This is a genomic window from Streptomyces sp. NPDC058295, assembly GCF_042880655.1.
Classification (GTDB): domain Bacteria; phylum Actinomycetota; class Actinomycetes; order Streptomycetales; family Streptomycetaceae; genus Streptomyces; species Streptomyces coriariae.
The window spans coordinates 401,727-425,411 of the sequence record NZ_JBHVYO010000001.1; the positions used below are offsets into that span (position 1 = coordinate 401,727).

Here is a 23,685-nt window from a genome sequence, read left to right on the forward strand (position 1 = left end):
GAGGGGGCGGGGAGCAGATGTCATGCGACGGAGTGGTGACGGACCGTCAACGCCCCGCACCATGCCGACGCCGACCGAACTGCGGCATATCGACGCATGCGCTTCGAGCAACCAAGTGGATTTGTCGATAAGTCGGACCTCTGGACGATCTTGGGGATAACGATTCCGAGTCGGATCGGCGATCCGATGAGATGACCGGTAAGCGCGCTGCGCGACGTCTCTAGGATGCCGGACGTGGCTCACGGGGCTTCTGATTCTGCTGGTGGGACCCGTACCCCCCACATCAACGGGTCCTGCTCGAAGGGGAATTGTGTGATTTGTTCGTTCTCCGCGCCGCTCGCACGCGGGCGAGGGGCGGTCCGCCTCGCCGCGGCGGCGTTGGCATCCGGCCTCCTCGCCGTCGGCGCGATCGCGGGCGCGGGCGCGGCCGCCGCGGCCGAAGCGACGCAGAGTCAGGGCGGGGCCGCCGCGACGATAGGCGGCCTCAAGACCTACGGTGCCGCGGTGATCCATGCCGACGACGGCGACCAGGAGGTCTCGGCCGGCCTGTTCGAGATGTCCGTCGAGGGCGGCGGCACCTTGCAGACCTACTGCGTCGACCTCTACAACCCCACGCAGAAGGACGCCAAGTACCAGGAGACACCCTGGAGCGGCACCTCGCTGGGCGCCAACAAGGACGCGGGCCGCATCCGTTGGATCCTTCAGCACTCCTACCCCCAGGTGAACGACCTGGCCTCGCTCGCGGACAAGGCCGGCATCGACGGCGGTCTCACCGAACAGGACGCCGCCACCGGCACCCAGGTGGCCATCTGGCGCTACTCGGACGGCGCGGACGTCGACGCCGTCGACACGCAGGCCGAGCGGCTCGCGGACTACCTCCAGAAGGCCGCCCGCACCGTAGCGGAGCCCGAGGCGTCGCTCACCCTCGAGGCGCCCGCCGTCTCCGGTCACCCCGGCGAACTCCTCGGCCCGGTGACCGTGCACACCAACGCGGGCGGCGTGACGGTGACGCCTCCGCTGGACGCCGCCACCAGCGGCGTACGGATCGTCGGCAAGGACGGCAAGGTGGTCACCTCGGCGACGGACGGCAGCCAGCTGTTCTTCGACGTGCCGGCCGATTCGGCCGACGGCTCGGCCGAGCTGACCGTCCAGGCCTCGACCACCGTCCCCGTCGGCCGTGCCTTCACCTCCGAGAGCCGCAGTCAGACCCAGATCCTGGCCGGCTCCAGCGAGTCGACGGTGTCGGCGACGGCGAGCGCGACCTGGGCGGAGCAAGGCGCCATACCGGCACTGTCCGCGGCGAAGAACTGCGCGAAGACCGGAGTGGACATCACGGCCGTCAACCAGGGCGACCAGGTCTTCACCTTCGATCTGATGGAGACCGAGTACAGCATCCCGGCCGGTGCGTCCCGGACGGTGACGATCCCGCTCCAGGAGGACCAGGCCTACGCCTTCACGATCAACGGCCCGCAGGGCGTCGACAGCCGCTTCACCGGCGTCCTGGACTGCGAGACCCAGGCCGACGAGATCGCCGGCCTGACCACCCAGACCCTCAGCGAACCGAGCCCGGCCACCGTGGGCGGCACCTCCACCACCGACGACACCAACCTCGCCGCGACGGGCGGTACCAGCGCCACCCCGCTGATCGCCGGCACCGCCATCGGCCTGGTGGTCATCGGCGGAGCGGCCCTCCTGCTCGTGGGCCGCAAGGAGAACGAGACCCGTCACTGAGCGGACTCGGCGGGCGAGGACAGCGGCCGCGGCAGGGACATCGCCGCCAGGGTCCGCCCTGGGCTGTCCCTGGGCTGTCCATGGGCCCGTCCTCGGGACGCCCGAACCGTCTCCCGGTCGTCCCGAGCCATCGCTGGGCCGTCCCAGGATTCCTAGGGGCGCTCGACGGTGACCGTCAGTGATGGGCGGGTCGCCGTCGTCAGTGGGGAAAGCCCAGCTCACAGCCCCCCGGCCGAATGGGTTAACACCCAGGGCTGGACCTCAGGCAAGATGGGGTGTATCTGCCCACCTGCCCACTGCCAGATCTCAAGCTGCCGGACGGTTTCTCTTGGCTGAGTACATCTACACCATGCGCAAGACGCGCAAGGCACACGGCGACAAGGTCATCCTTGACGACGTAACGCTGAGCTTCCTGCCCGGCGCGAAGATCGGTGTGGTCGGGCCTAACGGTGCCGGTAAGTCCACCGTTCTGAAGATCATGGCGGGCCTCGAGCAGCCGTCCAACGGTGACGCGTTCCTGTCGCCCGGGTACAGCGTCGGGATGCTGCTCCAGGAGCCGCCGCTCGACGAGTCCAAGACCGTTCTGGAGAACGTGCAGGACGGCGCGGCCGAGGTCATGGGCAAGCTCAAGCGCTTCAACGAGGTCGCCGAGCTGATGGCGACCGACTACTCCGACGCGCTCCTTGACGAGATGGGCAAGCTCCAGGAGGACCTGGACCACGCCAACGCGTGGGACCTGGACACCCAGCTGGAGCAGGCCATGGACGCCCTGGGCTGCCCGCCCGGCGACTGGCCCGTCACCAACCTCTCCGGTGGTGAGCGCCGCCGTGTCGCGCTGTGCAAGCTGCTGCTCGAGGCGCCCGACCTGCTGCTGCTCGACGAGCCCACCAACCACCTGGACGCCGAGTCCGTGCAGTGGCTGGAGCAGCACCTCGCGAAGTACCCCGGCACCGTCGTCGCCGTCACCCACGACCGGTACTTCCTCGACAACGTCGCCGAGTGGATCCTGGAGCTCGACCGCGGTCGCGCCCACCCCTACGAGGGCAACTACTCCACCTACCTCGACACCAAGGCGAGCCGCCTCAAGGTCGAGGGCGCCAAGGACGCCAAGCGTGCGAAGCGTCTGAAGGAAGAGCTCGAGTGGGTGCGGTCCAACGCCAAGGGGCGTCAGGCCAAGTCCAAGGCGCGTCTCGCCCGGTACGAGGAGATGGCGGCCGAGGCCGACAAGATGCGGAAGCTGGACTTCGAGGAGATCCAGATCCCGCCGGGCCCGCGTCTGGGCTCCATCGTCGTCGAGGTCAACAACCTCTCCAAGGCCTTCGGCGAGAAGGTGCTGATCGACGACCTCAGCTTCACGCTGCCGCGCAACGGCATCGTCGGGATCATCGGCCCGAACGGCGCCGGCAAGACCACGCTCTTCAAGATGATCCAGGGACTCGAGGAGCCGGACTCCGGTTCCATCAAGGTCGGCGAGACCGTCAAGATCTCGTACGTCGACCAGAGCCGCGAGAACATCGACCCGAAGAAGTCGCTGTGGGCCGTGGTCTCCGACGAGCTCGACTACATCAACGTCGGGCAGGTGGAGATGCCGTCCCGCGCGTACGTCTCCGCGTTCGGCTTCAAGGGCCCGGACCAGCAGAAGCCGGCCGGTGTGCTCTCCGGTGGTGAGCGCAATCGCCTCAACCTCGCGCTCACCCTCAAGCAGGGCGGCAACCTGCTCCTCCTCGACGAGCCGACGAACGACCTCGACGTCGAGACGCTGTCCTCCCTGGAGAACGCGCTGCTGGAGTTCCCGGGTGCGGCCGTGGTCGTCTCCCACGACCGGTGGTTCCTCGACCGGGTCGCCACGCACATCCTCGCCTACGAGGGTGAGTCCAAGTGGTTCTGGTTCGAGGGCAACTTCGAGTCGTACGAGAAGAACAAGATCGAGCGGCTGGGAGCGGACGCCGCGCGTCCGCACCGCGCCACCTACAAGAAGCTGACCCGGGGCTGATCGATCTTGCGGCACATCTACCGCTGCCCACTGCGCTGGGCGGACATGGACGCGTACGGCCACGTCAACAACGTGGTCTTCCTCCGCTATCTGGAGGAAGCCCGTATCGACTTCCTGTTCCGCCCGGAGAAAAACTTCAAGCAGGGGTCCGTGGTGGCCCGCCACGAGATCGACTACAAGCGGCAGCTCGTCCACCGGCACTCCCCGGTCGACATCGAACTGTGGATCACCCAGATCAGGGCAGCGTCCTTCACCATCACCTACGAGGTGAAGGACGGCGACCAGGTCTACGTCACCGCCTCCACGGTGATCGTGCCGTTCGACTTCGAGGCGCAGCGGCCGCGCCGGCTCACCGCCGAGGAGCGTGACTTCCTCGCCGAGTACCGGGACGACGACGAGGAGGCCGTCGCCGCATGACGGTGCTCCACCTGGCCGACGAGGGGGAGGCGGCGGATGTCGCGGCCTTCCTCTCCCGGCTGCTCCACTACGACCGTGGAGCGGCGGTCCGGCTCCAGGCGGCCGGCACCGCGCTGGCCGTCTTCGGTCGGCCGCCCTCCTTCGAGGTGCTCGCGATCCGCGCGGTCCGGCTGGCCAAGCCGTACGAGAACGGCCTAGACGTCACGTTGGACGTGACGGTGTCGGCGGGGGAGCTGCTGGAATCCGTCGACGAGAGTGCCGCGACGGCCGGCGTTCCCGCGGCCGTCACCGGGCCGCCGTGGGCCGGTGTGCTGCCGCCGCGCGGTGGCTGGCGTCCCGAGGCGGGACTGCCCGCCGCGGACGCGCTGCAGGCGATGGTCGGTGCGGCCGTCGCCGAATTCCGGTCCCGCACCGAGGAGTTGACGGCCGAGCTGCGGACGCGGGCCGAACTCGACCGGATCGGGCGGGAGATCTGGTCCCGGACGGTCGGGGACACCGGACTTCCCGTGCGTGCCGTGCACGCGGCCCAGTCGCTCGGATTCCTTCGGCCCTCCACGGGTTCGCAGGAGCTGAAACTGCTCTCCCTCGGCGCGTGGCTGCGGCTGCGCACACCGTACGGGTCGATCGCCGTACGGCGGGCGGGGCGGCTGGGGATGCTCGACGTCAGCGTGCGTTGACGCGCGCCCTCCGCGGCGCCAGGCCCCCGTCCGCGGCGCCGGATCCCCCGTCGTGCCCCCGGTTCGACCGTCCCCCGTCATAGGTTCGGTGCGTCCCCCGTCGCGGTCTACTCCGGGGTGTTCACCATCGACGCCGCCGCGTACGTCAGGTAGTTCCACAGGGTGTCTTCGTGTTCCTCGGACAGACCGAGTTCGTCGACGGCGACCCGCATGTGCTTCAGCCAGGCGTCGTGCGCGGCCCGGTCCACGACGAAGGGGGCGTGCCGCATGCGCAGGCGCGGGTGGCCGCGGTGCTCGCTGTAGGTCGTCGGCCCGCCCCAGTACTGCATGAGGAACAGCGCGAAACGCTCCTCGGCCGGACCCAGGTCCTCCTCCGGGTACATGGGCCGCAGGATCGGGTCCTCGGCGACTCCCTCGTAGAAACGGTGGACCAGCCGGCGGAAGGTCTCCTCCCCACCGACCTGCTCGTAGAAGGTCTGCTCCTGAAGCGTGCCGCGCCGAATCTCTTTCACGTCTCCCATGGTCTCAGACCGGGAGACGGAGGACTTGAGGCTTAGGACCGCCCCCTCCGGTCCCTCCCAGCGGCTCGCTTCCCGGGGCCGCGCGCCGCACAGTGGAGTCATGAGCGCGGACGCACTCGACAAGGAGCTGACAGACCTCGCCGCATCGGCGCGGGCGATGTTGCTGCGCGAGATCGAGGCGAGCGGGGCCTTCGCCGCCGATCCGCGCTGGGCGGAGGCCTTCGCGACGGTCCCGCGCCACCTCTTCGTGCCGTACTACTACGTCGGCGGTCTCGCCGGCTGTGAACGCCGCTGGGGCGGGAGCCCCGACCCGCGTACCCGGGAGCGCTGGGTGCGGGGCGCCTACGAGGACGTCCCGCTGGCCACCCGGCTGCGCGACGGCGTGCTGCTCTCCTCCAGCAGCCAGCCCTCGCTGATGGCGCTGATGCTGGCCGAGCTGCGGGTCGAGGACGGCGACCGGGTGCTGGAGATCGGCGCGGGCACCGGCTACAACGCGGCGCTGCTGTCGTACCGGCTCGGCGACGGGAACGTCACCACCGTCGACCTGGACCCGGAGATCACCGAGTCCGCCCGCCGGCACCTCCACGACGCCGGGTACCGGCCGACCGTCGTCACCGGGGACGGGGCGCGCGGAGTGCCCGAACGCGCCCCCTTCGACCGGATCATCGCGACCTGCACGCTGGCATCGGTCCCGCGGGTCTGGCTCACCCAGTGCGCACCCGGAGCCCTGATCCTGGCGCCGCTGGCCACCGGGCTGATCGCGCTGACCGTGCGGGACGCCGGACACGCCGAGGGCCACTTCCTGGAGACCCCGGCCTACTTCGTGCCGTTGCGCGGGGCGGAGCGGCCCGAGCCGGAGCAGGTGGCACTCGCCGGAGTGCCGCACCGGGCCAGGGAGAGCGACACGTTCCGCTTCCTGCTGGCCCTGACCCGGGGCACCCTCGACCCGCAGGAGGCGTCCGCCCTGTGGGAGCGCGAGGGCATGCCGGGGCGGGAGCGGTACGGCATCACGGTCGGCGCCGAGCACGCGTGGGCGTGGCTCGACGAACCGGAGGGGCCGTACGCGTGGCCCCTGCCGGGTTCGACGGGTACATCGGGTCCGAGCCTCGTCGAGGCCTAGCCGCGGCGGATCGTGAGCGTCGTCCAGGCGCCGACGTGCACCTGGTCGCCGTCCTGGAGCGGCACCGGGACGAACGGCTGGATCGGTTCTTCCGAGCCGTTGACCGTGGTGCCGTTCGTCGAGTTCTGGTCGACGACGGCCCAGCTGCCGTCCGGCTGCTGGACCAGCACCGCGTGCTGGTGCGAGACGCCCGGGTCCTCCGGCGGCACCGACAGGTCCAGGTCGGGGGTCTCCCCGGTGGAGTGACGGCGGCGGCCGATGGTGAACTGGTTGCCGGTGAGCGTGCGCTGCTGCTCGGGCGAGTACGCGGGCAGGTTGAGCCCCGCGGCCTCGGGGCCCGAGCGGTGCATCATCGCCATGAAGTACGCGCGGTCCGGGCCGATGGTCACCGACCAGGTCGCCGGCTGCTGCTGGTAGCCGGGGCCGGGCGGGGGCGGTGCCTGGGTGGCGCCGGGCTGCGGGTAGCCGTAGCCACCGCCGCCCTGAGCCGGGCCGGGGCCACCGGGCCCACCGGGCGCGCCCTGACCGGGGCCGGTGTGCGACGGCGGGGAGATCACCCAGTCGTCGTCGGCGCCGCCGAAGGGCCGGCCGCCGGGCTGCTGCGGACGTCCGGTCTCCTGCGGGAAGCCGGACGGGGCCGTCGGGCCGGACGGCTGGAAGGCCTGCGGAGCCCCGGGGCCGCCCTGGTTCCCGGGGCCGCCCTGATTCCTGGGGTCGTTCTGGTTCCTGGGGTCGTTCTGGCCGCCACCGAAGCCGCCCTGGCCCGGTATGCCGGGACCGGCCGTGGGCGTGGGCCCGGGCGGCGGCGGAACCGGTCGCGAGGGGTCGGCGCCGAAGGCGGAAGGGCCACCGGGGCCGGGCGGACCCGGAGGACGGCCGCCGGGACCGCCCGGCTCGCGCCCGAAGGGGTCGGAGGCCTGGCCGCTCTGCTCACGTCGGTAGGGGTCCGAGGGCGGACCCGACGGCTCGCGCCCGAAGGGGTCGCCGGGCGGGCCGGGAGGACGGCCGCCGGGACCGGACGGCTCGCGCCCGAAGGGGTCGCCGCCCTGGCCGGAGGGGTCCCGTCCGAAGGCGCCCGGAGGCGGACCACCGGCAGGACCGCCCGGACCACCCTGGCCACCGGGCCTGCCCTGACCGCCCGGGCCCGAGGGCTCGCCGCCGAACGGCGGGATCGGCTCGGCGGGACGGTTCATCTGGGACGGGCGGGAGCTCTGGTACTCGAACGAGTCACTGCCCCCGTAGGAGGGCGGCGGCGGCTGGAAACGCCCGCCGGGACCGCCCGGACCACCCTGACCCGGACCGCCCTGACCCGGACCGCCCTGACCCGGGCCGCCGGGGCCCTGCGCCGGTGGGCGTGGGGCGGCCGGGGTGTACGAGGTGGCCGTGTTGGTCAGGAAGTTCCACCGGCACTCCTCGCAGAACGGCGCACCGCCCTCACGGGGCGTACGGCACTGCGGGCAGAGCTCCGGCTCGTGGCCCGGTACGGAGGACAGGTGCCGTCCGCCGGGCTGGCCGCCCTGACCCTGGCCGGGCGGCGGGAAACCGTAGCCGCCGGCGGTCGGGGGCGGTGGGGGAGGGGGCGGAGGTACGGCACCGGCCATGCGGTGACCGCAGACCTCGCACCAGTCGTCGGAACCCGACTGGTGTCCGTTCGGGCAGGTCGGCATGTCGGCGCGTCCCCCTCTCTCCTTCGGTGTCGCCAAAGCGCGTTCAGGTAGGCGTTCAGGTCACTTCTTTACACGAACAGTCTTTGTGGACCGGGTCTCGAGCGTCATCTCGTCGGCGTCCGTGACCTTCGCCTTCAGTCGCACAGTACCTGTCGTGGCGTCGACCACGTCCACCACCTTCGCAAGCAGTTTCGCAGTATCACCGTTCCCCGAGGCGCTCGCGAGCTGAACGGCCCGGCCCAGTTTGGCCGTTGCTCCGTCCATATCGCCCGCTTTGCGAAGGTCGAGCCCTTGCTGGATGACCTGTGCCAGTTCGGCCTGCCCTGTGTAGTGCGCGACCTGGGGGTTGATCGACGTGGAGGCGGACATGTCATCGGTCCACACGGCCCGCACGAGACCTTGCGCGCCGAGGTTCTGGACCGTGCCGTCCGTCTGCGGGATGACGAGGGAGACCCGGGCGGCCAGCATCTCCTGGCCGACGCTCGCGGCCGGGACCTCGACGCACACGTGGTAGTCGCGGGACTCGTCGCCCCAGGAACCGGTGGGGTAGTCGCCCGCGCGCGGGCCCGCCTCCGTACGGCGTTCGGTCAGCTCCTCGACCGTCGGCGCGACCTGCTTGACGAACTTGATGGCGGTGCCGACCGGGGTCCACAGGCGCAGCGCGACGTCCGCTACCTCCTTGCCCATCGCCGTCTCCATCATCTGCGTGAAGTCGGCGGCGAGGCCGGCCGGGTCGGCGACGATGTCGGCGGTGCCGAGCAGGGCGGAGGCGATCCCTGTGACTTCTTTCACTTCCCAGTCGGTGCCCACGCCGCGGGCGTCACAGGTGAAACGGCCGGCGCAGTCGTCGAGGGCGGCCTTGAGGTCCTGCGGTGACTCGTGCTCGTTGCGGCCGTCGGTGAGCAGGATGCCGTGCCGGATGGCGACGTCCGCCGTCGACAGCAGCCGGTCGGCCAGCCGCAGCCAGGTGCCGATCGCCGTGCCGCCGCCCGCGCTCAGCCGGCGCAGCGCCTGCTTGGCCTGCTCGCGGGTGTTCGCGTCGGCGATCGCGAGCCGGCCCCCGCCCGGATAGACCTCCTTGGCGACGTGGGTGCCGCCGATCACCGAGAAGTGCACGCCGTCGCGCAGGGTGTCGATGGCGGCGGCGGTGGCGTCTCGGGCGTTGCGCATCTTGGTCGGCGGGTAGTCCATCGAGCCGGAACAGTCCACCATGATCGCCACGGCTGCGGACGGGCCCTGGCTCGGCGAGTACAGGTGCGGCGCGGCTGCCGCGCTGCCCACCGTGCCGCCGCCGGTGGCGGTCACCGTGACGATCGCGTTGACCTCGCGGCCGCCCTCCGGCAGGTACTCGTTCTGGTAGACGTCCACCGAGAACTGCGGCACGTTCGACTTCGAGAAATTGGCCATGCCTACTCAAATCCCCCTCGGAAACCCCACGCTCGCGGGGCGATGTCTGAATACGGACCGGTCCCCACCGGTCCGTACGCGTGCTTCCCCGTGCTTCCCGTGTTTCTCCGTGTTTTCCGGTGTTCTGCGGTGTTCTGCGGTGTTCTGCGGTGTTCTGCGGTGTTTTCCGGTGTGCGGCCTCAGGCCGATCCTGCCCCCTGCGCGGGGGCGGGGAACGGCACGACGGCCACTGTTACGTTGTCGTGGCCCCCGCCGTCCAAGGCGTGCCCGACCAGGACGCGTGCGCTGTGCAGCGGCCGGGCGGAGGCGTCCGGCGGGAGGACCTCGGCCATGTCCTCGGCCGCCTCCGCGTAGTTCCACAGGCCGTCCGTGCACACCACCACCACACCGGGCCGGTCCGGCTTGAAGGAGGCGGTGTGCGGCTCCAGTTCGTAGGCGTCGGCGCCGAGCCAGCCGGTGATCGCGTGGGCGCGCTCGTCGGCGTAGGCCTCCGCCTCGCTCATCAGGCCCGCGGCGACCATCTGCGCGGCCCACGAGTCGTCCTCGGTGAGCCGGGCCGGGGGTGAACTGCGGTCCGCCGGGACCCAGTAGGCGCGGCTGTCGCCGACCCAGCCGACGACCAGCAGCCCGGGTGTGACGATCGACCCCACGAGGGTGCAGGCCGGGGCGTTCTGGTGCGGGGCGTGCTCACGGGCCGTGGCCGGTTCGTCGGCCAGCGCGTTGACCGCGTACGAGGCGGCGACGATCGCCTCGTGCATGGCCTGCTGCGGGTGAGTGCCCTGCGGCAGGGCGGCGAGCAGCGACTCCCTTGCCGTCTTCGACGCGGCGAGGGAGGCGTCGTCGGGGCGGGTCGCGGAGGACACGCCGTCGCAGACGATCGCCACGAGCGCGGGCGAGCCGTCGGGCAGGGCGGTGCGGCCGAGGCCGAAGGCGTCCTCGTTGCGGTGGTGGCGCAGGCCGCGGTCGCTGACGGCGGCCAGGGGCCCCGACTCCAGCTCCATGTGGTCGCGTTCGCGCGGCTGGGCGTGCCCGCAGTTCTCGCAGTACCCGTCGTCGTCGACCCGGCCCGCCCGGCAGGCCACGCACACCTGGGCGGTCTCGGCCACCACGGCGGCCTCGGCGGCCACCCGGGGGTCCGGCGCCTGAAGGGCGTACTCGTCGGGCTCCGAGGGCCGGTCGAACCGGACACCGGAGACACCGGCGTCTCCGGTGACACCGGGGTCCCCGGCAGCGGGGGAGGCGGGGGGAGCCGGCGGGACCAGGGCTCCGGGGGCCGGCGGCACCGGCGCTCCGTGACCCGACGGCACGCCGGGACCCTGCGGGACCGACGCACCGGGACCGTGCGGCGCCGACGCTCCGGACGCATGCGATACCGGTGCACCGGAACCCGAGGGCACCGACCCACCGGTATTCGGCGGCACTGGTCCTCCCGAGGCCGACTGCGGCGGCAGTGCCGCGGCGCCGACACCGTTGAAACCGGTGTCGGCGAAACCGGCACCGCTCACCCGCGCGCCGATCGGGCCGGGACCCGGCACGGCCGTACCGCTCACCGTCGGGCCCGTCGGACCTGCCGCCGCTTGCGCGGGAGCCGGCTGGGCCGAGCCGTTCATCGTGAGGGTCGGATGGTCGTCCGGGCGCGGCGGTACGGCGGACAGGTCGTATCCGCACGCGCCGCAGAAACGGTCACCCGCGTCGAGCGGCTCCGCGCAGCTCGGACACGTCGGCAGGGCGGCCTGCCGGGGCATCTGGGACATCAACTACACCCACGTCCGGGGGCGGTAACGATTGGCACGTTCCACCAGGTCGATCCTTTCCTCGCCGCCGGTCGCCAGCCGGGCCAGCGTGCGGTACGAGCGCTCCAGGCCGAAGCGCAGCCCACGCTCGTCCAGTTCACTGCCGAGCAGCGCCGGGGCCGTCGAGCCCGCGCCCTGGCCACCGGAGAGTATCCAGTCGAGGGCACAGCCGAGGACTTCCGCGGACAACTGCTCGCGCCGCGTCGGATCCAGACCGTACGCGTCCAGCGCCTCGACCTGGGCCGCGGCGGCGGTGAGGTCCTCCAGGAAGGGTACGTCGGAGGCAAGGGCGGTCCGCTCCCGGAGCCGGGCCCGCACGGCCGCCACCCGGGCCGCCGTGTAGTGGATGGAGGACTCCGGCACCGACTCCAGCGTCCGTACGGCGCTCCGGCGGTCCCCGGCCGCGAGCTGTACGCGGGCCAGGCCGAACGCGGAGCTCACATAGCTCGGGTCGGTCGACCACACCAGACGGTAGTACTCGGCGGCGTTGTCCAGCTGCCCCAGCACCTCCGCGCACAGACCGAGCGCCAGCTTGGGCGTCGGCTCGCCCGGGAAGGCGTCGTAGATGGCGTCGAAGGCGAGCGCGGCGCCCTCGTGGTCGCCGGTGACCAGCGAGGTGACGCCCCGGTACCAGACCACCCGCCAGTCGTCGGGCCGTTCGCCCTCCAGCTTCTGGAGGGACATGAGGGCGGCCTGGTGGTCGTCGTTCTCCAGCCAGGCGCGGATCTGCCGCAGCCGGGTCTCGACCGACGGGGCCGGCGCGGCCGCGAGAGCCGTGATCAGCTCGGCCGGCGCGGACGCCAGCAGGCCGGCCAGGAAACCCGCGTTGGGGTCGGTGGCGTCGACGTGCGGAACGGGCAGCGCGAGCGCGGCGGCGGGCGCGGGGACGGTCTTCACGAGGCCGGGGGCGGCAGCGATCGGGGCGACGGTGCTTCCGGCGCCGGCGCTACCGGCACCGGGCGACACGACACCGCCGGAACCCGGCAGTCCCGAGCCGCCGACGAAGGCGGGAGCGGCGCCGGCGAGTGCGGGAGCGGCGCCGGCGAAGGCGGGGGCGGCGACCGGCAGGGCCGGAGCGGTGCCGCCGGCTGCCGCGGTCCCGCTGCCCGGGCCGCGGGTGAGGGCCGGCGCGGCGCCCGAACCGCCGAACAAACGGGACGACTTGACGGCGACCCGCGCCCCCAGCCGGGACACCTCCCCGGTCGGCTTCGGGAACAGCTCCGTGTCCGTGACCTTGACCTCCGGCCCGAACAGGGTCGACAGCGCGGGCCGCGCCCGGCCGCTCTGCAGCGAGACGACCTCGCGCAGCACACCCGTCAGCTGCTCCGCCATCTCCTGCGCGGAGGCGAACCTGCGGGCCGGGTCGGGGTCGGTGGCGCGGACCAGCAGCCGGTAGAACGACTCGTACTGGCGGAAGACCTCGATGTTGTCGGGGTCGGGCAGCGAGTCGACGAAGACGGTCGTGTAGCCCTGGAAGTCGAAGGTCAGGACGGCGAGCGTACGCCCCACCGTGTACAGGTCGGAGGCGACCGACGGACCGACCTCCGCGACCTCCGGGCCCTGGTAGCCGACCGTGCCGTAGATGGCCGACTCTTCGTCGTCCATGCGCCGGACCGCGCCCATGTCGATCAGCTTGAGCTGGTCCTCGGTCTGGATCGCGTTGTCGACCTTGAAGTCGCAGTACAGCAGGTTGCGGCTGTGCAGATGACCGAGCGCCTCGAGCGCCTCGATGCCGTACGCGCACGCCTGCTCCACGGGCAGCGGATCCCGCTTGCCCTGCGTGGTGCGCCGGTCGTTGGCGATCTCCTTGAGGGACTTGCCGCCGACGTACTCCATGACGATGTAGCCGTCGAGCGAGCTGGTGCGCTGGTCGAGGTGTTCGACGAAGTTGTAGATCCGCACGATGTTGGCGTGCTCGATCTCGGCGAGGAAGCGCCGCTCCGAGATGGCCGCGGCCATCGCGTCCTGGTCACCGGTGTCCAGGAGGCCCTTGAGCACCACCCACCGGTCGGAGACCGCGCGGTCGACCGCCAGGTAGACCCAGCCGAGCCCGCCGTGCGCCAGAGCGCCCACGACCTCGTACTGGCCGTGCACGACGTCGCCGGCCTTCAGCTTCGGCACGAACGAGTACGGGTGGCCGCACTTGGTGCAGAAGCCCTCTGTGCGCCCCTCCCGCTCGCCCCGCGAACGGCCCACCGGGGCACCGCAGTCGGAGCGCGAGCAGAACCGCTTGCGCTCCGGCACCTCGGGATTCTCCTGCACCATCCCGCGCGGGTCGGGCCTCGGCACCTGCGGCACCGTGACCAGTCCGGCGCCGAGCCGGGCCCGCCCGGAGGAGTTGGCCGTCGAGCCGGAGCTGCGCACGGACACCGAGCGGCCCGTCGACTTGCCCGACAGCGACCGGGACAGCCGCCCGGACACCGAGCGGCGCGACTTCGACGACTGCGACGACGTACGGGTGCTGCGGGCGCTGCGCCCGCTGGCACGTGAACTGGCGCTGCCCGCCGAGCCCTTGCCGCCCCCGGTCACCCCGGTCGGCGGTGAGCCGATCAGACCGCCCCCGGAGGGGGAACTCCCCGACGAGACGACCGGGGCCAGACCGCAGGTGTCGCAGTACAGCTCGCCACCGCCCACATCCTCGTACGCCCCCTCGCAGCCCGGCCGCTGACACGCCTGCCCTGCCTGACTCATGGCTACTGCTCCCCCCTACGGTCCTCAAGGCCGCCCTGCTCCGGCACGCGCGGTGCCGTGAGCAGTTCGGCGGCCGCCTGCTGGTAGCGCAGGACGGCCTGTCCGGCCACGCGCAGATCACAGGGCGCGCTCCACAGCATGCGGCGCGCCGCGTCGTAGCGCTCGATGAGGAACGGGTCCTCGGCGAGCCCGTGCCGGGCGACCTTCGCCTTGTACGCGTCGAGACGGCCGCGCAGCTCCGCGCGGACCGCCAGTGGCTGGGTGACCGCGGTCAACGACTCGCGGGCACGCAGCAGTTCGTCCTCCGCCTTCTGCTCCAGGGACTCCAGGAGCGGGGACAGGCGGTGCCACTGGGCGTGCCTGCGGTACTCGGCGGCCGTCGCGAGCTGCTCCTGGAGCACGGTCGGCGGGCCGCTGACCACCGGCACCTCCGTCGCGGCGATCTTCGCGAGCACCTCGCCGCGCGCGGTACGCGCCTCGGCGAGCGTCCGGTCGGCCCGGCTGAGGATGTCCCGCAGCCTCACCAGCCGCTGCTCGGCGTCCTGGCGGACCGTCAGTACCGCGTCGATCTCCCGGCGCACGTCCTCCAGGGCGCGGGCCTCACGGTCGTACACCGTGGTGTCCGGACGGCCGCCGCCCGGCGCCGAACTGCCCTGCGCGCGGACCCAGAAGGCGAGCGGGTCCGACACCACCTGCTCGCGCAGGGAGGTCAGGGTGTGGGTGATGCGCTCCAGGTCGTCGCCCGCCGGGTGCTCGCCCGGGCGGACGCCGACGGAGTGGGCGAGCCGACGGGTGCGCTGGAGCTCCGCGGCCAGTAAATCTATCCGGGCGGGCAGCGCCGACCACACCGCGTCGGCGGTCACGACCATGTCGAGCGAGGACGCGTACAGCTCGTTCATCCGGTCGACGAGGGTGGTGAGGGAGAAGCTGTGGCTGAGCCGGCCGGCGCCGTGCAGCGTGGGCGCGTTGGCGGTGGCGGCCGTACCGGCGGCCGAGCCGGCCACCGTGACCGACTCGCCGCGCAGCAGCTCCGTCAGCTCCGCCAGGTCCTCGCGGCTGGACCAGCGGCGGCGCGAACGGATGTCACGGGCGCCGCGCAGTGCGTCCGTGTACGCGTCGAAGTACGTCCACAGCAGCGTGATCGACGCCTCGGCGGACGCCCAGCGCTCCTTGGTGACACCGGTGAGTTCGGCGCCTTCGAGGAGCCTGCGGCCCGCGTGGTCCTGGAGGGCGAGGAGCGAGGTCTCGATCGCCTCGTGCTCCGCGCCGAGCCGCGCCAGCGCACGGTCGACCTCGTCCCGGTCCATCACCGGCCCGGGGGGTCCCGTGACGCCCATCGATCACCTCTCGCTGCTGTCGGTCTTCTCGGCTCTGTCCGCCGCCTGCCCCGCGTCCCGCCCGCCGGTCGTCAGCTCGTGCTCAGGTACTGGGGGGCGGGCGGCTTCGACTTCGTCGCGTCACTGCCCAGTGTCGCCGACAGCCACTTGTCGTACGAGGCCTGCCAGCCGCTCGCGCGGTACTCCACCAGTATCTGGTTGACCCGGCGTACCAGATCCGTCGCGTTCTTCTTCATGGCCACGCCGTAGTACTCGGTCGTGAAGGGGGCGCCCTTCAGTTCGACCGTGGGGTCCTGGGCGGCCTGACTGGCCGCGAGCGCGCCGTCGGTGACGACCGCGTCGACCTCGCCGAGCTGCAACCGCACCAGGCAGTCGAGCTGGTTGGGCACGGGGGTGGCGATCACGACGCTGGAGGCGATCTTCCCGGCCTTCTTGTCGTCGACCAGCTTGGTGTTGGCCGTCGAACCGGTCGCCGTGCAGACCTTGTTCTTCGCCAGCGTGTCGTCGTAGCCCTTGATCGTCGAGGACTTGGGCGCGAGGACCTGCTGTCCCGTCTTGAAGTAGGGCGCGGAGAACGCGACATCGGCGAGGCGGGTGCAGGAGATCGTCATGGTGCGTACGACCATGTCGACCCGGCCCTCCTGGATGGCCGGGATGCGCTGGTTGGTCGGGATGGCCTTGAACTGGACCGCGTTCGGGTCGCCGAGGATGTCCTGGGCGATCCGGTGGACCAGGTCGATGTCGAAGCCCTCCAGCTCCGCGCCCGTGTTGTTGGGGTCGCGGTAGCCCCAGCGGTAGCTGTTCTGGTCGACGCCGACGATCAGCTTGCGCTTCTCGCCCGTCCGGGCCTTGATGGCGGCGATCGTCGGACCGTCCGCGCTCGACGGCGTGGGCGTCCGCTTCTCCGGGTCGGTGCAGTCGGCGTCGGCCGCCTGGGTGCCCGTGGCGACGCCCTGGCCGGCCCGGCCGGTGCTTCCGTCGCCGGGCGACCGGGTCGTCCACGGCAGCAGCAGGACGAAGGACAGCGCGAGGGCGCACAGGGCCGCCATCGCGCCCACTCCGCCCCAGCCCTTCAGGCCGGCCCGCACTCGTCGCACACGCATCGTCACGCCCCCTTCCACCGGTACGCCTCCGTCCGCCGGTTCGTCCCCGCCCACCGACACGCTCCTGCCCACCGGCAGACGCCTGTTCACCGCTCCGCGCCCGTTCACCGGCACGCGCCTGTTCACCGGTACTCCGACAGTCTGCGGCCGATGCCGACGACCGCGCCCGCGGCGCCCAGCACGGCGAGCACGGCGGCGCCGATCGGCAGGCCGGTCATCGCGCCCAGTCCGTCGCCGGCCGCCTGCCGGAACTCGGTCTGCTCGTGCGCCAGCGCGTCCGCGAGGTTCTGGTCGACGTTGTCGAAGCACGCGCCGGTCGCGTCCTTGCCGCCGATCACCAGGGCCAGCGCCTGCTCGTAGTTGCCGTTGTCGTCCTGCGCGCGGGCCGCGGTGTGGCGCTTCTTCCACTCCGCCATGTTGCTCTCGGCCGACGCGACCGGCTTCTCGCCCGCCTGGTCGTCGGCGAGCTTCGCCGCGAGGGTGAGGCCCTTGCCGAGGGTGGTGATCTCGGTGGTGAACTCGTGGTCGTACTTGTCGAGCGTCACCTCCTCGCCGTCGGCGGCCACCTTCACCGTCTCGGCGCCGCGCGCCACCAGCGTCAGGTTCTCGTTGCCGCGCGCCTTCAGGGAGGCGATCCGGGCGTCGTGCAGGACGTTCAGCGAGCGGACGCCGTGGTCGTAGGAGTCGTCGAGCCCCGCGCGGGCCACGCTGTGGCCGACGACCAGCCAGAGCAGGACGACCGTGGTGGTCGCCGTCGCCGCGACCAGGCCGTGGTTCAGGACCCGGTTCGTACGGCGGTAGTTGCGGTGCTGCGCCCAGGCGAGACCGGCCAGCGCGAGGACGCCCAGCCCGATCGCCGCCCACGGGTAGGGGGTGGCGTCGCCGTAGTCGTCCTGGAGGCGCTGGTTCTCCTTCGTGTAGAGATCCTGGGCCGCGGGGAGCATCTCCCCCTGCATCTTCTGGTTCGCGTACCGCAGATAGGCGCCGCCGACCGGGAAACCCTGCCGGTTGTACGTCCGCGCGCGCTCCACCAGGCCCTTGTACTCGGGCAGCAGTTTGTTCAGCTTGGTGATGAAGGCCGTCGAGGGCGAATCGGGGTCGGCGTTGTTGGCCGCCGTGACGAGCTTGGAGGCGGCCTCGTCGATGTCCTCCTCGTAGCGCGACCGGGACTCCGCCGTCTCCTGGCCCCCCGCCAGGAATCCGCTGGAGGCCGCCGTGTTGGCGTCGGCCAGCGCACGGTAGATGTCGGCCGCGGCCGTGCTGAGCGGCTGGCTCTTGTGCAGCACGTCGTCGGCGGCGGCCGCGCGGTCGGTCGTCTGCCAGGCCGTCACGGCGCCGAAGGCGAGGACGAGCAGGGCGAGGAAGGCGCCGATGATCCGGAGCCGGCCCGGCTCCGTGGTGGCCGCAGCGCGCGCCTTGTCGACGCCCTCGGCGAACGCCGTACGGCGCGTCGGCGGTGGCGCCGAGGCCGGCGCAAGTGGCGCTACGGTGCTGCCTGGTGCCGGGTTTGCCACGTTTGACCTCCCCCATGGTCATCTACCGCCGCCAGTATCGCTGGCGGGGCCGGTCATGCGCACCGGCCTTCACTGGATCTTGATCAGATCGCAGTCACCCCTGTCCATGAATACGCGTCGGGTGGGTGTTCGGTTCCTTCACGGGGGCCCGTGTTGTGTTCGGGGGCGCGTGCGGTCACTCAGCCCGCGTGAAAGTGTCTCCGCACCCTTCGCTGCACGTCGGCGTCCGCCCCCAGCCGGTCCAGGCCCAGCAGCGCGGCCCCGAGCACCGGGCGCTCCCGTACGACGCTCGCCACCGCCTTCGGCGCCCGCGCGGCCAGGAGCTCGCGTACCCCGTCGTCCAGTTGCCCGTGGCCCGCGGTGAGAACGCCTCCCCCCAGAAGGACCGGTGTCTCCTCCTCCAGAAGGTCCAGCCGGGTCAGGGCCACCGTCGCCATGGACACCACCTCCTGCGCCAGCCGGTCGACGATCGTGCGCGCCACCGCGTCCCCGTCCCGCGCCGTCCCGAAGAGGACCGGGGTCAGTTCGTGGCGGCGGGACGGGGCGATGTGCTCCAGGTGGAGGGCCTCGATCAGGGCGTACATGGACGGCAGACCGAAGTGGGACGGGAGCGCGTCGGTGAGGACGGTCGGTCCGCCCCGGCCGTCCTCCGCCCGCGCCGCGTGCCATATCGCCTCCTCGGCCAGGCCCCAGCCGCCGCCCCAGTCGCCGGAGAGGCGGCCGAGGGCCGGGAAGCGGGCGGTGCGGCCGTCGGGGCGCATGCCGACGCAGTTGATGCCGGCACCGCAGACGACGGCCACCCCCCGGGGGTCGGCGACGCCCGCCCGCAGGATGGCGAACGTGTCGTTGCGGACGTCCACGGAGGTGCCCCACGCGCGTGCGTGCAGGGCCGCCGCCAGCTGCTCCTCCTCCACCGGCAGGTCGGCGTTGGCCAGACAGGCCGAGACATGGACCGCCGAGTCGACGCCGGCCGCCGTGTACGCGCGCGTGACGGTGTCGGCGAGGGTGTCCACCGCCGCCGTCACGCCCACGGCGGGCGGGCGGAAGCCGTCGCCACGGGCCGTGGCGAGGACCCTTCCGTCGGCCGCCACGACCGCGACGTCCGTCTTGCTGTTGCCCGCGTCGATGGCGAGCACGCTTGCCGTCAGGCCCACGCGAGATGCTCCCGGTTGTGTGCGATCAGCTGGTCGGTCAGCTGCTCGGCGTACTCGTACTGGCCGACCAGGGGGTGGGACAGCAGGGCCTTGAAGACCCGGTCGCGGCCGCCGTGCAGGGCCGCCCGCAGGGCCAGGTCCTCGTACGCCGTCACGTTCGCCATCAGGCCGCTGCAGAGCGGGTCGAGGGGCGGCACGGGGAGCGGGGACGGACCCTTGGGACCCACCGCCGCCTGGACCTCGATCACCGCGTCGTCGGGGAGGAAGGGCAGCGTGCCGTTGTTGAGCGTGTTCACCACCTGGTACGGGCTGCCGGAGCCGGTCAGCAGTGCCGCCGCCAGGTCCACCGCTGCCTCCGAGTAGTAGGCGCCGCCGCGCTTCGCCAGCAGCTCCGGCTTCTCGTCCAGGGCCGGGTCCGCGTACAGCGACAGCAACCGGCTCTCCATCGCGGCCACTTCCGCCGCCCTGGACGGCTTCGTGCGCAGCTCCCGTACGACCTCGTCGTGCGCGTAGTAGTAGCGCAGGTAGTAGGAGGGGATCGTGCCCAGCCGGTCCAGGAGTACGCGGGGCAGGCGCAGGTCGGCGGCGATCGTGTCGGCGTGAGCGGCCAGGAGGCCCGGCAGCAGGTCCTCGCCCTCGGGACCGCCCAGCCGCACCCCGGTCTCCCAGGTGAGGTGGTTGAGGCCGACGTGGTCCAGGTGGAGGTCGGCCGGGGTGACGTCGAGCAGAGTGGCGAACTTCCGCTGGAGGCCGATCGCCACGTTGCACAGGCCGACCGCCTTGTGGCCCGCCTGAAGCAGGGCGCGGGTGACGATGCCGACCGGGTTGGTGAAGTCGATGATCCAGGCCTGCGGATTGGCCCGGCGCACCCGTTCGGCGATGTCCAGGACCACCGGGACGGTCCGCAGCGCCTTCGCGAGGCCGCCCGCTCCCGTCGTCTCCTGCCCGACGCAGCCGCACTCCAGCGGCCACGTCTCGTCCTGCTGACGCGCCGCCTGGCCGCCGACGCGGAGTTGCAGCAGCACGGCGTCGGCGCCCTCGACGGCCGCGTCCAGGTCGGACGTCGTCACGATGCGCCCCGGGTGGCCCTGCCGGGCGAAGATCCGGCGGGCCAGGCCGCCGACGAGGTCCAGTCGGTCGGCCGCCGGGTCGACGAGGACCAGTTCCTCCACGGGAAGGGTGTCCCGCAGACGGGCGAAGCCGTCGATGAGTTCGGGTGTGTAGGTCGAGCCGCCGCCGACCACGGTGAGTTTCACCGGTGTGCGCCTCGCTTCCGGGTGGCGGGGGCGGTGTTCGCCGGCCGGGGGGCCGGGGGTTGTCCCCCGGGAGTCTGTGGCTTCATGGCTTGTTAACCCTTTACTCCGGTGAGGGTGACACCTTCGACGAACGCCTTCTGGGCGAAGAAGAACACGAGGATCACGGGGGCCATGACCAGCACGGTGGCCGCCATGGTGAGGTTCCAGTCGGTGTGGTGCGCGCCTTTGAAGGACTCCAGGGCGTAGGAGAGGGTCCACGCGTTCGGATTTTCGGAGGCGTAGATCTGCGGACCGAAGTAGTCGTTCCAGGCGGCAAAGAACTGGAAGAGGGCGACGGCGGCGATGCCGGGCTTCGCCATCGGCAGCACGACCTTCAGCAGGGTGCGCAGTTCGCCGCAGCCGTCCACCCGCGCCGCGTCCAGGTACTCGTTCGGGATGGTCAGCAGGAACTGGCGCAGCAGGAAGATCGAGAACGCGTCGCCGAACGCCAGCGGGATGATCATCGGCCACAGGGTGCCCGACAGGTCCAGCTGCTTCGCCCAGAACAGGTACATCGGGATGACGACCACCTGCGGGGGCAGCATCATCATCGAGATCACCAGCATGAGCGTCAGATTCCGGCCCCGGAAGCGGAACTTGGCCAGCGCGTACGCCACGGGGACGGACGAGACGACGGTGAGGACCGTGCCCAGTCCGGCGTAGATCAGCGTGTTCCGCCACCAGGTGAGGAAGCCCGGGGTGTCGAAGACCTTCCTGTAGTTGGCCCACTCCCAGGTGTGCGGGATCAGGTCCCGGCTGAGTGCCTGGGAGTCGCTCATCAGGGACGTCAGGAACACGAACACGAAGGGGAGGGTGAAGAAGAGGGCCGCGGCCACGCCGAGGGAGTGGACCGCGATCCATTCCAGCAGGGCCCTGCGGCGGGCGGTGCGCTCGGCGGGCGTGGCGGGTGTCCGCAACTCCGCCGGCCGGTCCAGTACTTGGGTCATAGGGGTCAGTCACCTGCCTGGATGAGACCGCCCCGGCGCCGCATCAACAGCGCGGTGAACGCCATCGACAGGGCGAACAGCACCAGGGCCACGACACAGGCCGAGCCGTAGTCGAAGCGCTGGAAGCCGAGGTTGTAGACGAGTTGGGGAAGGGTGAGCGTGGAGTGCTCCGGATAGCCGGGCTCGAACATGGTGCCCGCGCCCTGGATCACACCCGAGGCGACCTTTCCGGCGACCAGGGGCTGTGTGTAGCACTGCATCGCCGCGATCACGCCGGTGACGACCGCGAACATGATGATCGGCGAGATGTTGGGGAGGGTGACGAACCGGAACCGCTGCCACGCCGAGGCGCCGTCCAGTTCCGCGGCCTCGTACTGCTCCTTCGGTACGTCGAGCAGCGCGGCCATGAAGATGACCATCAGGTCGCCGACCCCCCACAGGAACATCAGGGTGAGGGCGGGCTTGGACCAGTTCGGGTCGTTGAACCAGGCCGGGGCCGGGACGCCGATCTTCTCCAGGATCGAGTTGACCGGGCCCGTACCGGGGTTGAGGAGGAAGGCGAAGGCCATGGTGGCCGCCACCGGCGGGGCCAGATAGGGCAGGTAGAAGAGGGTGCGGAAGACTCCTGTACCGGTCTTGATCTTCGTGATGAGCATGCCGATGCCGAGTCCGAACAGGACGCGCATGGTCACCATGATCACGACGAGCCAGAGCGTGTTGCGCAGGGCCGGCCAGAAGAACGGATAGTGCTCGAAGACGTACGTCCAGTTCTTCGTGCCGCTCCACGTCGGCGGCTTGAAGCCGTCGTAGTGCATGAACGAGAAGTAGACCGTCGAGATCATCGGGTACGCGAAGAAGACCGCGAATCCGATCAGCCAGGGAGAGAGGAAGGCGAGGGTGCGCAGTGCCGAGCGCCGGTGCTTCGCCCGCAGCGTGTGGGTGGCCGCCATCGCTACTTCGCCTGCGCGATGTCCGTGTCGATCTGCGTCGCCGCCTTGTTCAGGCCGGCCTTCAGGTCGGTGACCTTGCCGCTCTCGTAGTCGTAGCCGAGCTGCTGCACGGTGGTGAGGTAGACACCGCCGTTGATCGACGCCGGGGAGGTGGTCGAGTTCGGGTTCGCGGCGATGTCCAGGAACGTCTTGAAACGCGCGTCGTACTTCAGGTCCGGGGACTTCAGCGCGGCCAGCGTGGACGGCACGTTGTGGATGGCGTTGGAGAAGGCGACGACCGCGTCCGTGTCGGTGGTCATGTACTTCACCAGCTCCCAGGCCGCGTTCTGCTTCTTGCTGGTGGCGGCGATGCCGGCGATGGTGCCGGTGATGTAGCCCTTGCCGTACTGGGCCGCCCGCTCGTCCGGGACGGGCAGCGGGGCGACGCCGATCTCGAAGTCCGGCTTGGCCTCCAGGGCCATGCCGAGGCGCCACTCGCCGTCGAGCTGCATGGCGACCTGACCGGTCTGGAAGGGGTGCTTGGGGCCCCACTCGTCGCCGAGCGTGGAGCGGAAGGTCTCCAGCTTCTTGAAGCCGCCGAGGTCGTCGACGAGCTTCTTCTGCACGGTGAAGGCGGAGGCGACGGCCGGGTCCGTGGCGATGGTCGACTTGCCGGCCGTGTCGAAGTACGTGGGGGAGAACTGGCCGAGGTAGTGCTCGGTGGTCGTCTCCCAGCCGTGGTAGTTCGGCATGAAGCCGAGCTGCTTGAACGTGTTCCCCTGGGTGATCGTCAGCTTCTTGGCGTCGGCCTCGAACTCGGACCAGGTCTTGGGGGGAGTGGTGATGCCCGCCTTCTCGAACGCGGTCTTGTTGTAGTAGAGGCCGTAGGCGTCGCCCAGCAGCGGGACGGCGCAGCGGTTGCCGTCGAACTGGGTGTACTCGTTCATGGCCTTCGGGAAGGTCGTGGACGGGTCGATGTCCGCCTTCTCGAAGAAGGGGTTGAGGTCGACGAGGGCGCCCGACGAGCAGAACTTGCCGACGTTGTTGGTGGTGAACGACGAGATCACGTCCGGCGCCTTGGTGCCGCCCGCGCGCAGCGCCTGGTTGATCTTGTCGTCGGTCATGTTGCCGACGACGTTCACATGGATGTTGGGGTGGGTCTTCTCGAAGCCCGCGATCAGCGACTTCACGGCCTTCACCTCGTTCGGCGCGCTCCAGGCGTGCCAGAAGGTGAGGGTCGTCTCCTTGGACGCGTCGTCTTCGGAGCCGGTCGCGGACTGGCCGGTACAGGCGGTGGTGCTGAGCAGGAGGGCCGTGGAGGCGGTGAGGGCAAAAGCCGCCTTTCGGACGACTACGGGTATGCGTGTGGGCATGGCGGAGCCTTCCAGG

The 23,685-nt window shown here is 71.3% G+C and carries 18 protein-coding genes; 5 read left to right on the forward strand and 13 right to left on the reverse strand.

Features of this window, described 5'->3' with window-relative positions; translation table 11 throughout:
- Positions 1-312: 312 nt before the first annotated feature.
- From ACFVYS_RS01800 to ACFVYS_RS01815, 4 genes are all read left to right on the forward strand, one after another.
- Complete coding sequence (locus tag ACFVYS_RS01800) at positions 313-1,731, forward strand: TQXA domain-containing protein (RefSeq protein WP_389497827.1); 1,419 nt, start codon at positions 313-315, stop codon at positions 1,729-1,731.
- A gap of 328 nt (positions 1,732-2,059) precedes the next feature.
- Positions 2,060-3,724: an energy-dependent translational throttle protein EttA gene (gene ettA / locus ACFVYS_RS01805; RefSeq protein ID WP_389497829.1), complete on the forward strand. Its 1,665-nt coding sequence runs from the start codon at positions 2,060-2,062 to the stop codon at positions 3,722-3,724.
- 6 nt (positions 3,725-3,730) lie between these two features.
- Entirely contained in the window at positions 3,731-4,141 is a 411-nt protein-coding gene (locus ACFVYS_RS01810; RefSeq protein WP_389497831.1) for an acyl-CoA thioesterase, read from the forward strand.
- Positions 4,138-4,818 (forward strand): hypothetical protein, encoded by a 681-nt coding sequence (locus ACFVYS_RS01815; RefSeq protein ID WP_389497833.1) that lies wholly within the window; start codon positions 4,138-4,140, stop codon positions 4,816-4,818. Before ACFVYS_RS01810 ends, ACFVYS_RS01815 begins: the two co-directional genes overlap by 4 nt.
- 107 nt (positions 4,819-4,925) lie before the next feature.
- Here ACFVYS_RS01815 and ACFVYS_RS01820 read toward each other — a convergent pair whose 3' ends face one another.
- Positions 4,926-5,339, reverse strand: coding sequence for a globin (locus ACFVYS_RS01820; RefSeq protein WP_389497835.1), 414 nt, complete (start codon positions 5,337-5,339; stop codon positions 4,926-4,928).
- A gap of 100 nt (positions 5,340-5,439) precedes the next feature.
- Between ACFVYS_RS01820 and ACFVYS_RS01825 the strand changes: the two genes are divergently transcribed.
- Positions 5,440-6,459 carry a methyltransferase domain-containing protein gene (locus tag ACFVYS_RS01825; protein ID WP_389497837.1) on the forward strand — a complete coding sequence of 340 codons (1,020 nt, stop codon included), beginning with the start codon at positions 5,440-5,442 and terminating at the stop codon, positions 6,457-6,459.
- On the opposite strand, the gene ACFVYS_RS01830 is transcribed toward ACFVYS_RS01825, so the two are convergent.
- The 12 genes from ACFVYS_RS01830 to ACFVYS_RS01885 all read right to left on the reverse strand — a co-directional run bounded on the left by ACFVYS_RS01830 (position 6,456) and on the right by ACFVYS_RS01885 (position 23,669).
- Positions 6,456-8,126 carry an FHA domain-containing protein gene (locus ACFVYS_RS01830; RefSeq protein ID WP_389497839.1) on the reverse strand — a complete coding sequence of 557 codons (1,671 nt, stop codon included), beginning with the start codon at positions 8,124-8,126 and terminating at the stop codon, positions 6,456-6,458. The two genes, ACFVYS_RS01825 and ACFVYS_RS01830, sit on opposite strands and share 4 nt — an antisense overlap.
- A gap of 60 nt (positions 8,127-8,186) precedes the next feature.
- Positions 8,187-9,533 carry a VWA domain-containing protein gene (locus ACFVYS_RS01835; protein ID WP_389497841.1) on the reverse strand — a complete coding sequence of 449 codons (1,347 nt, stop codon included), beginning with the start codon at positions 9,531-9,533 and terminating at the stop codon, positions 8,187-8,189.
- A 179-nt stretch (positions 9,534-9,712) separates the two neighbouring features.
- Positions 9,713-11,278, reverse strand: a complete 1,566-nt coding sequence (locus ACFVYS_RS01840) for a PP2C family serine/threonine-protein phosphatase (protein ID WP_389498034.1) — start codon at positions 11,276-11,278, stop codon at positions 9,713-9,715.
- 12 nt (positions 11,279-11,290) lie between these two features.
- On the reverse strand, positions 11,291-14,017 hold the full coding sequence (locus ACFVYS_RS01845) for a tetratricopeptide repeat protein (protein WP_389497843.1): 2,727 nt from the start codon (positions 14,015-14,017) through the stop codon (positions 11,291-11,293).
- A gap of 2 nt (positions 14,018-14,019) precedes the next feature.
- Positions 14,020-15,354: a hypothetical protein gene (locus ACFVYS_RS01850; RefSeq protein WP_389497845.1), complete on the reverse strand. Its 1,335-nt coding sequence runs from the start codon at positions 15,352-15,354 to the stop codon at positions 14,020-14,022.
- 71 nt (positions 15,355-15,425) lie between these two features.
- Positions 15,426-16,457, reverse strand: coding sequence for a glutamate ABC transporter substrate-binding protein (locus tag ACFVYS_RS01855; RefSeq protein WP_389497847.1), 1,032 nt, complete (start codon positions 16,455-16,457; stop codon positions 15,426-15,428).
- Between the two features lie 122 nt (positions 16,458-16,579).
- A complete protein-coding gene (locus ACFVYS_RS01860) occupies positions 16,580-17,971 on the reverse strand; it encodes a hypothetical protein (RefSeq protein WP_327183128.1) in 1,392 nt (463 codons plus the stop codon).
- 179 nt (positions 17,972-18,150) lie between these two features.
- The gene (locus ACFVYS_RS01865; protein WP_389497849.1) at positions 18,151-19,125 is read right to left on the reverse strand and encodes an N-acetylglucosamine kinase; all 975 of its coding nucleotides are present in this window, start codon (positions 19,123-19,125) and stop codon (positions 18,151-18,153) included.
- Positions 19,116-20,381: a 6-phospho-beta-glucosidase gene (locus ACFVYS_RS01870; RefSeq protein ID WP_389497851.1), complete on the reverse strand. Its 1,266-nt coding sequence runs from the start codon at positions 20,379-20,381 to the stop codon at positions 19,116-19,118. The genes ACFVYS_RS01865 and ACFVYS_RS01870 overlap by 10 nt, the downstream gene beginning before the upstream one ends.
- A 92-nt stretch (positions 20,382-20,473) precedes the next feature.
- Complete coding sequence (locus ACFVYS_RS01875) at positions 20,474-21,367, reverse strand: carbohydrate ABC transporter permease (RefSeq protein WP_389497853.1); 894 nt, start codon at positions 21,365-21,367, stop codon at positions 20,474-20,476.
- A 5-nt stretch (positions 21,368-21,372) separates the two neighbouring features.
- Positions 21,373-22,317, reverse strand: coding sequence for a carbohydrate ABC transporter permease (locus ACFVYS_RS01880; RefSeq protein WP_389497855.1), 945 nt, complete (start codon positions 22,315-22,317; stop codon positions 21,373-21,375).
- Between the two features lie 2 nt (positions 22,318-22,319).
- A complete protein-coding gene (locus tag ACFVYS_RS01885; protein WP_389497857.1) occupies positions 22,320-23,669 on the reverse strand; it encodes an ABC transporter substrate-binding protein in 1,350 nt (449 codons plus the stop codon).
- Positions 23,670-23,685 lie beyond the last annotated feature (16 nt).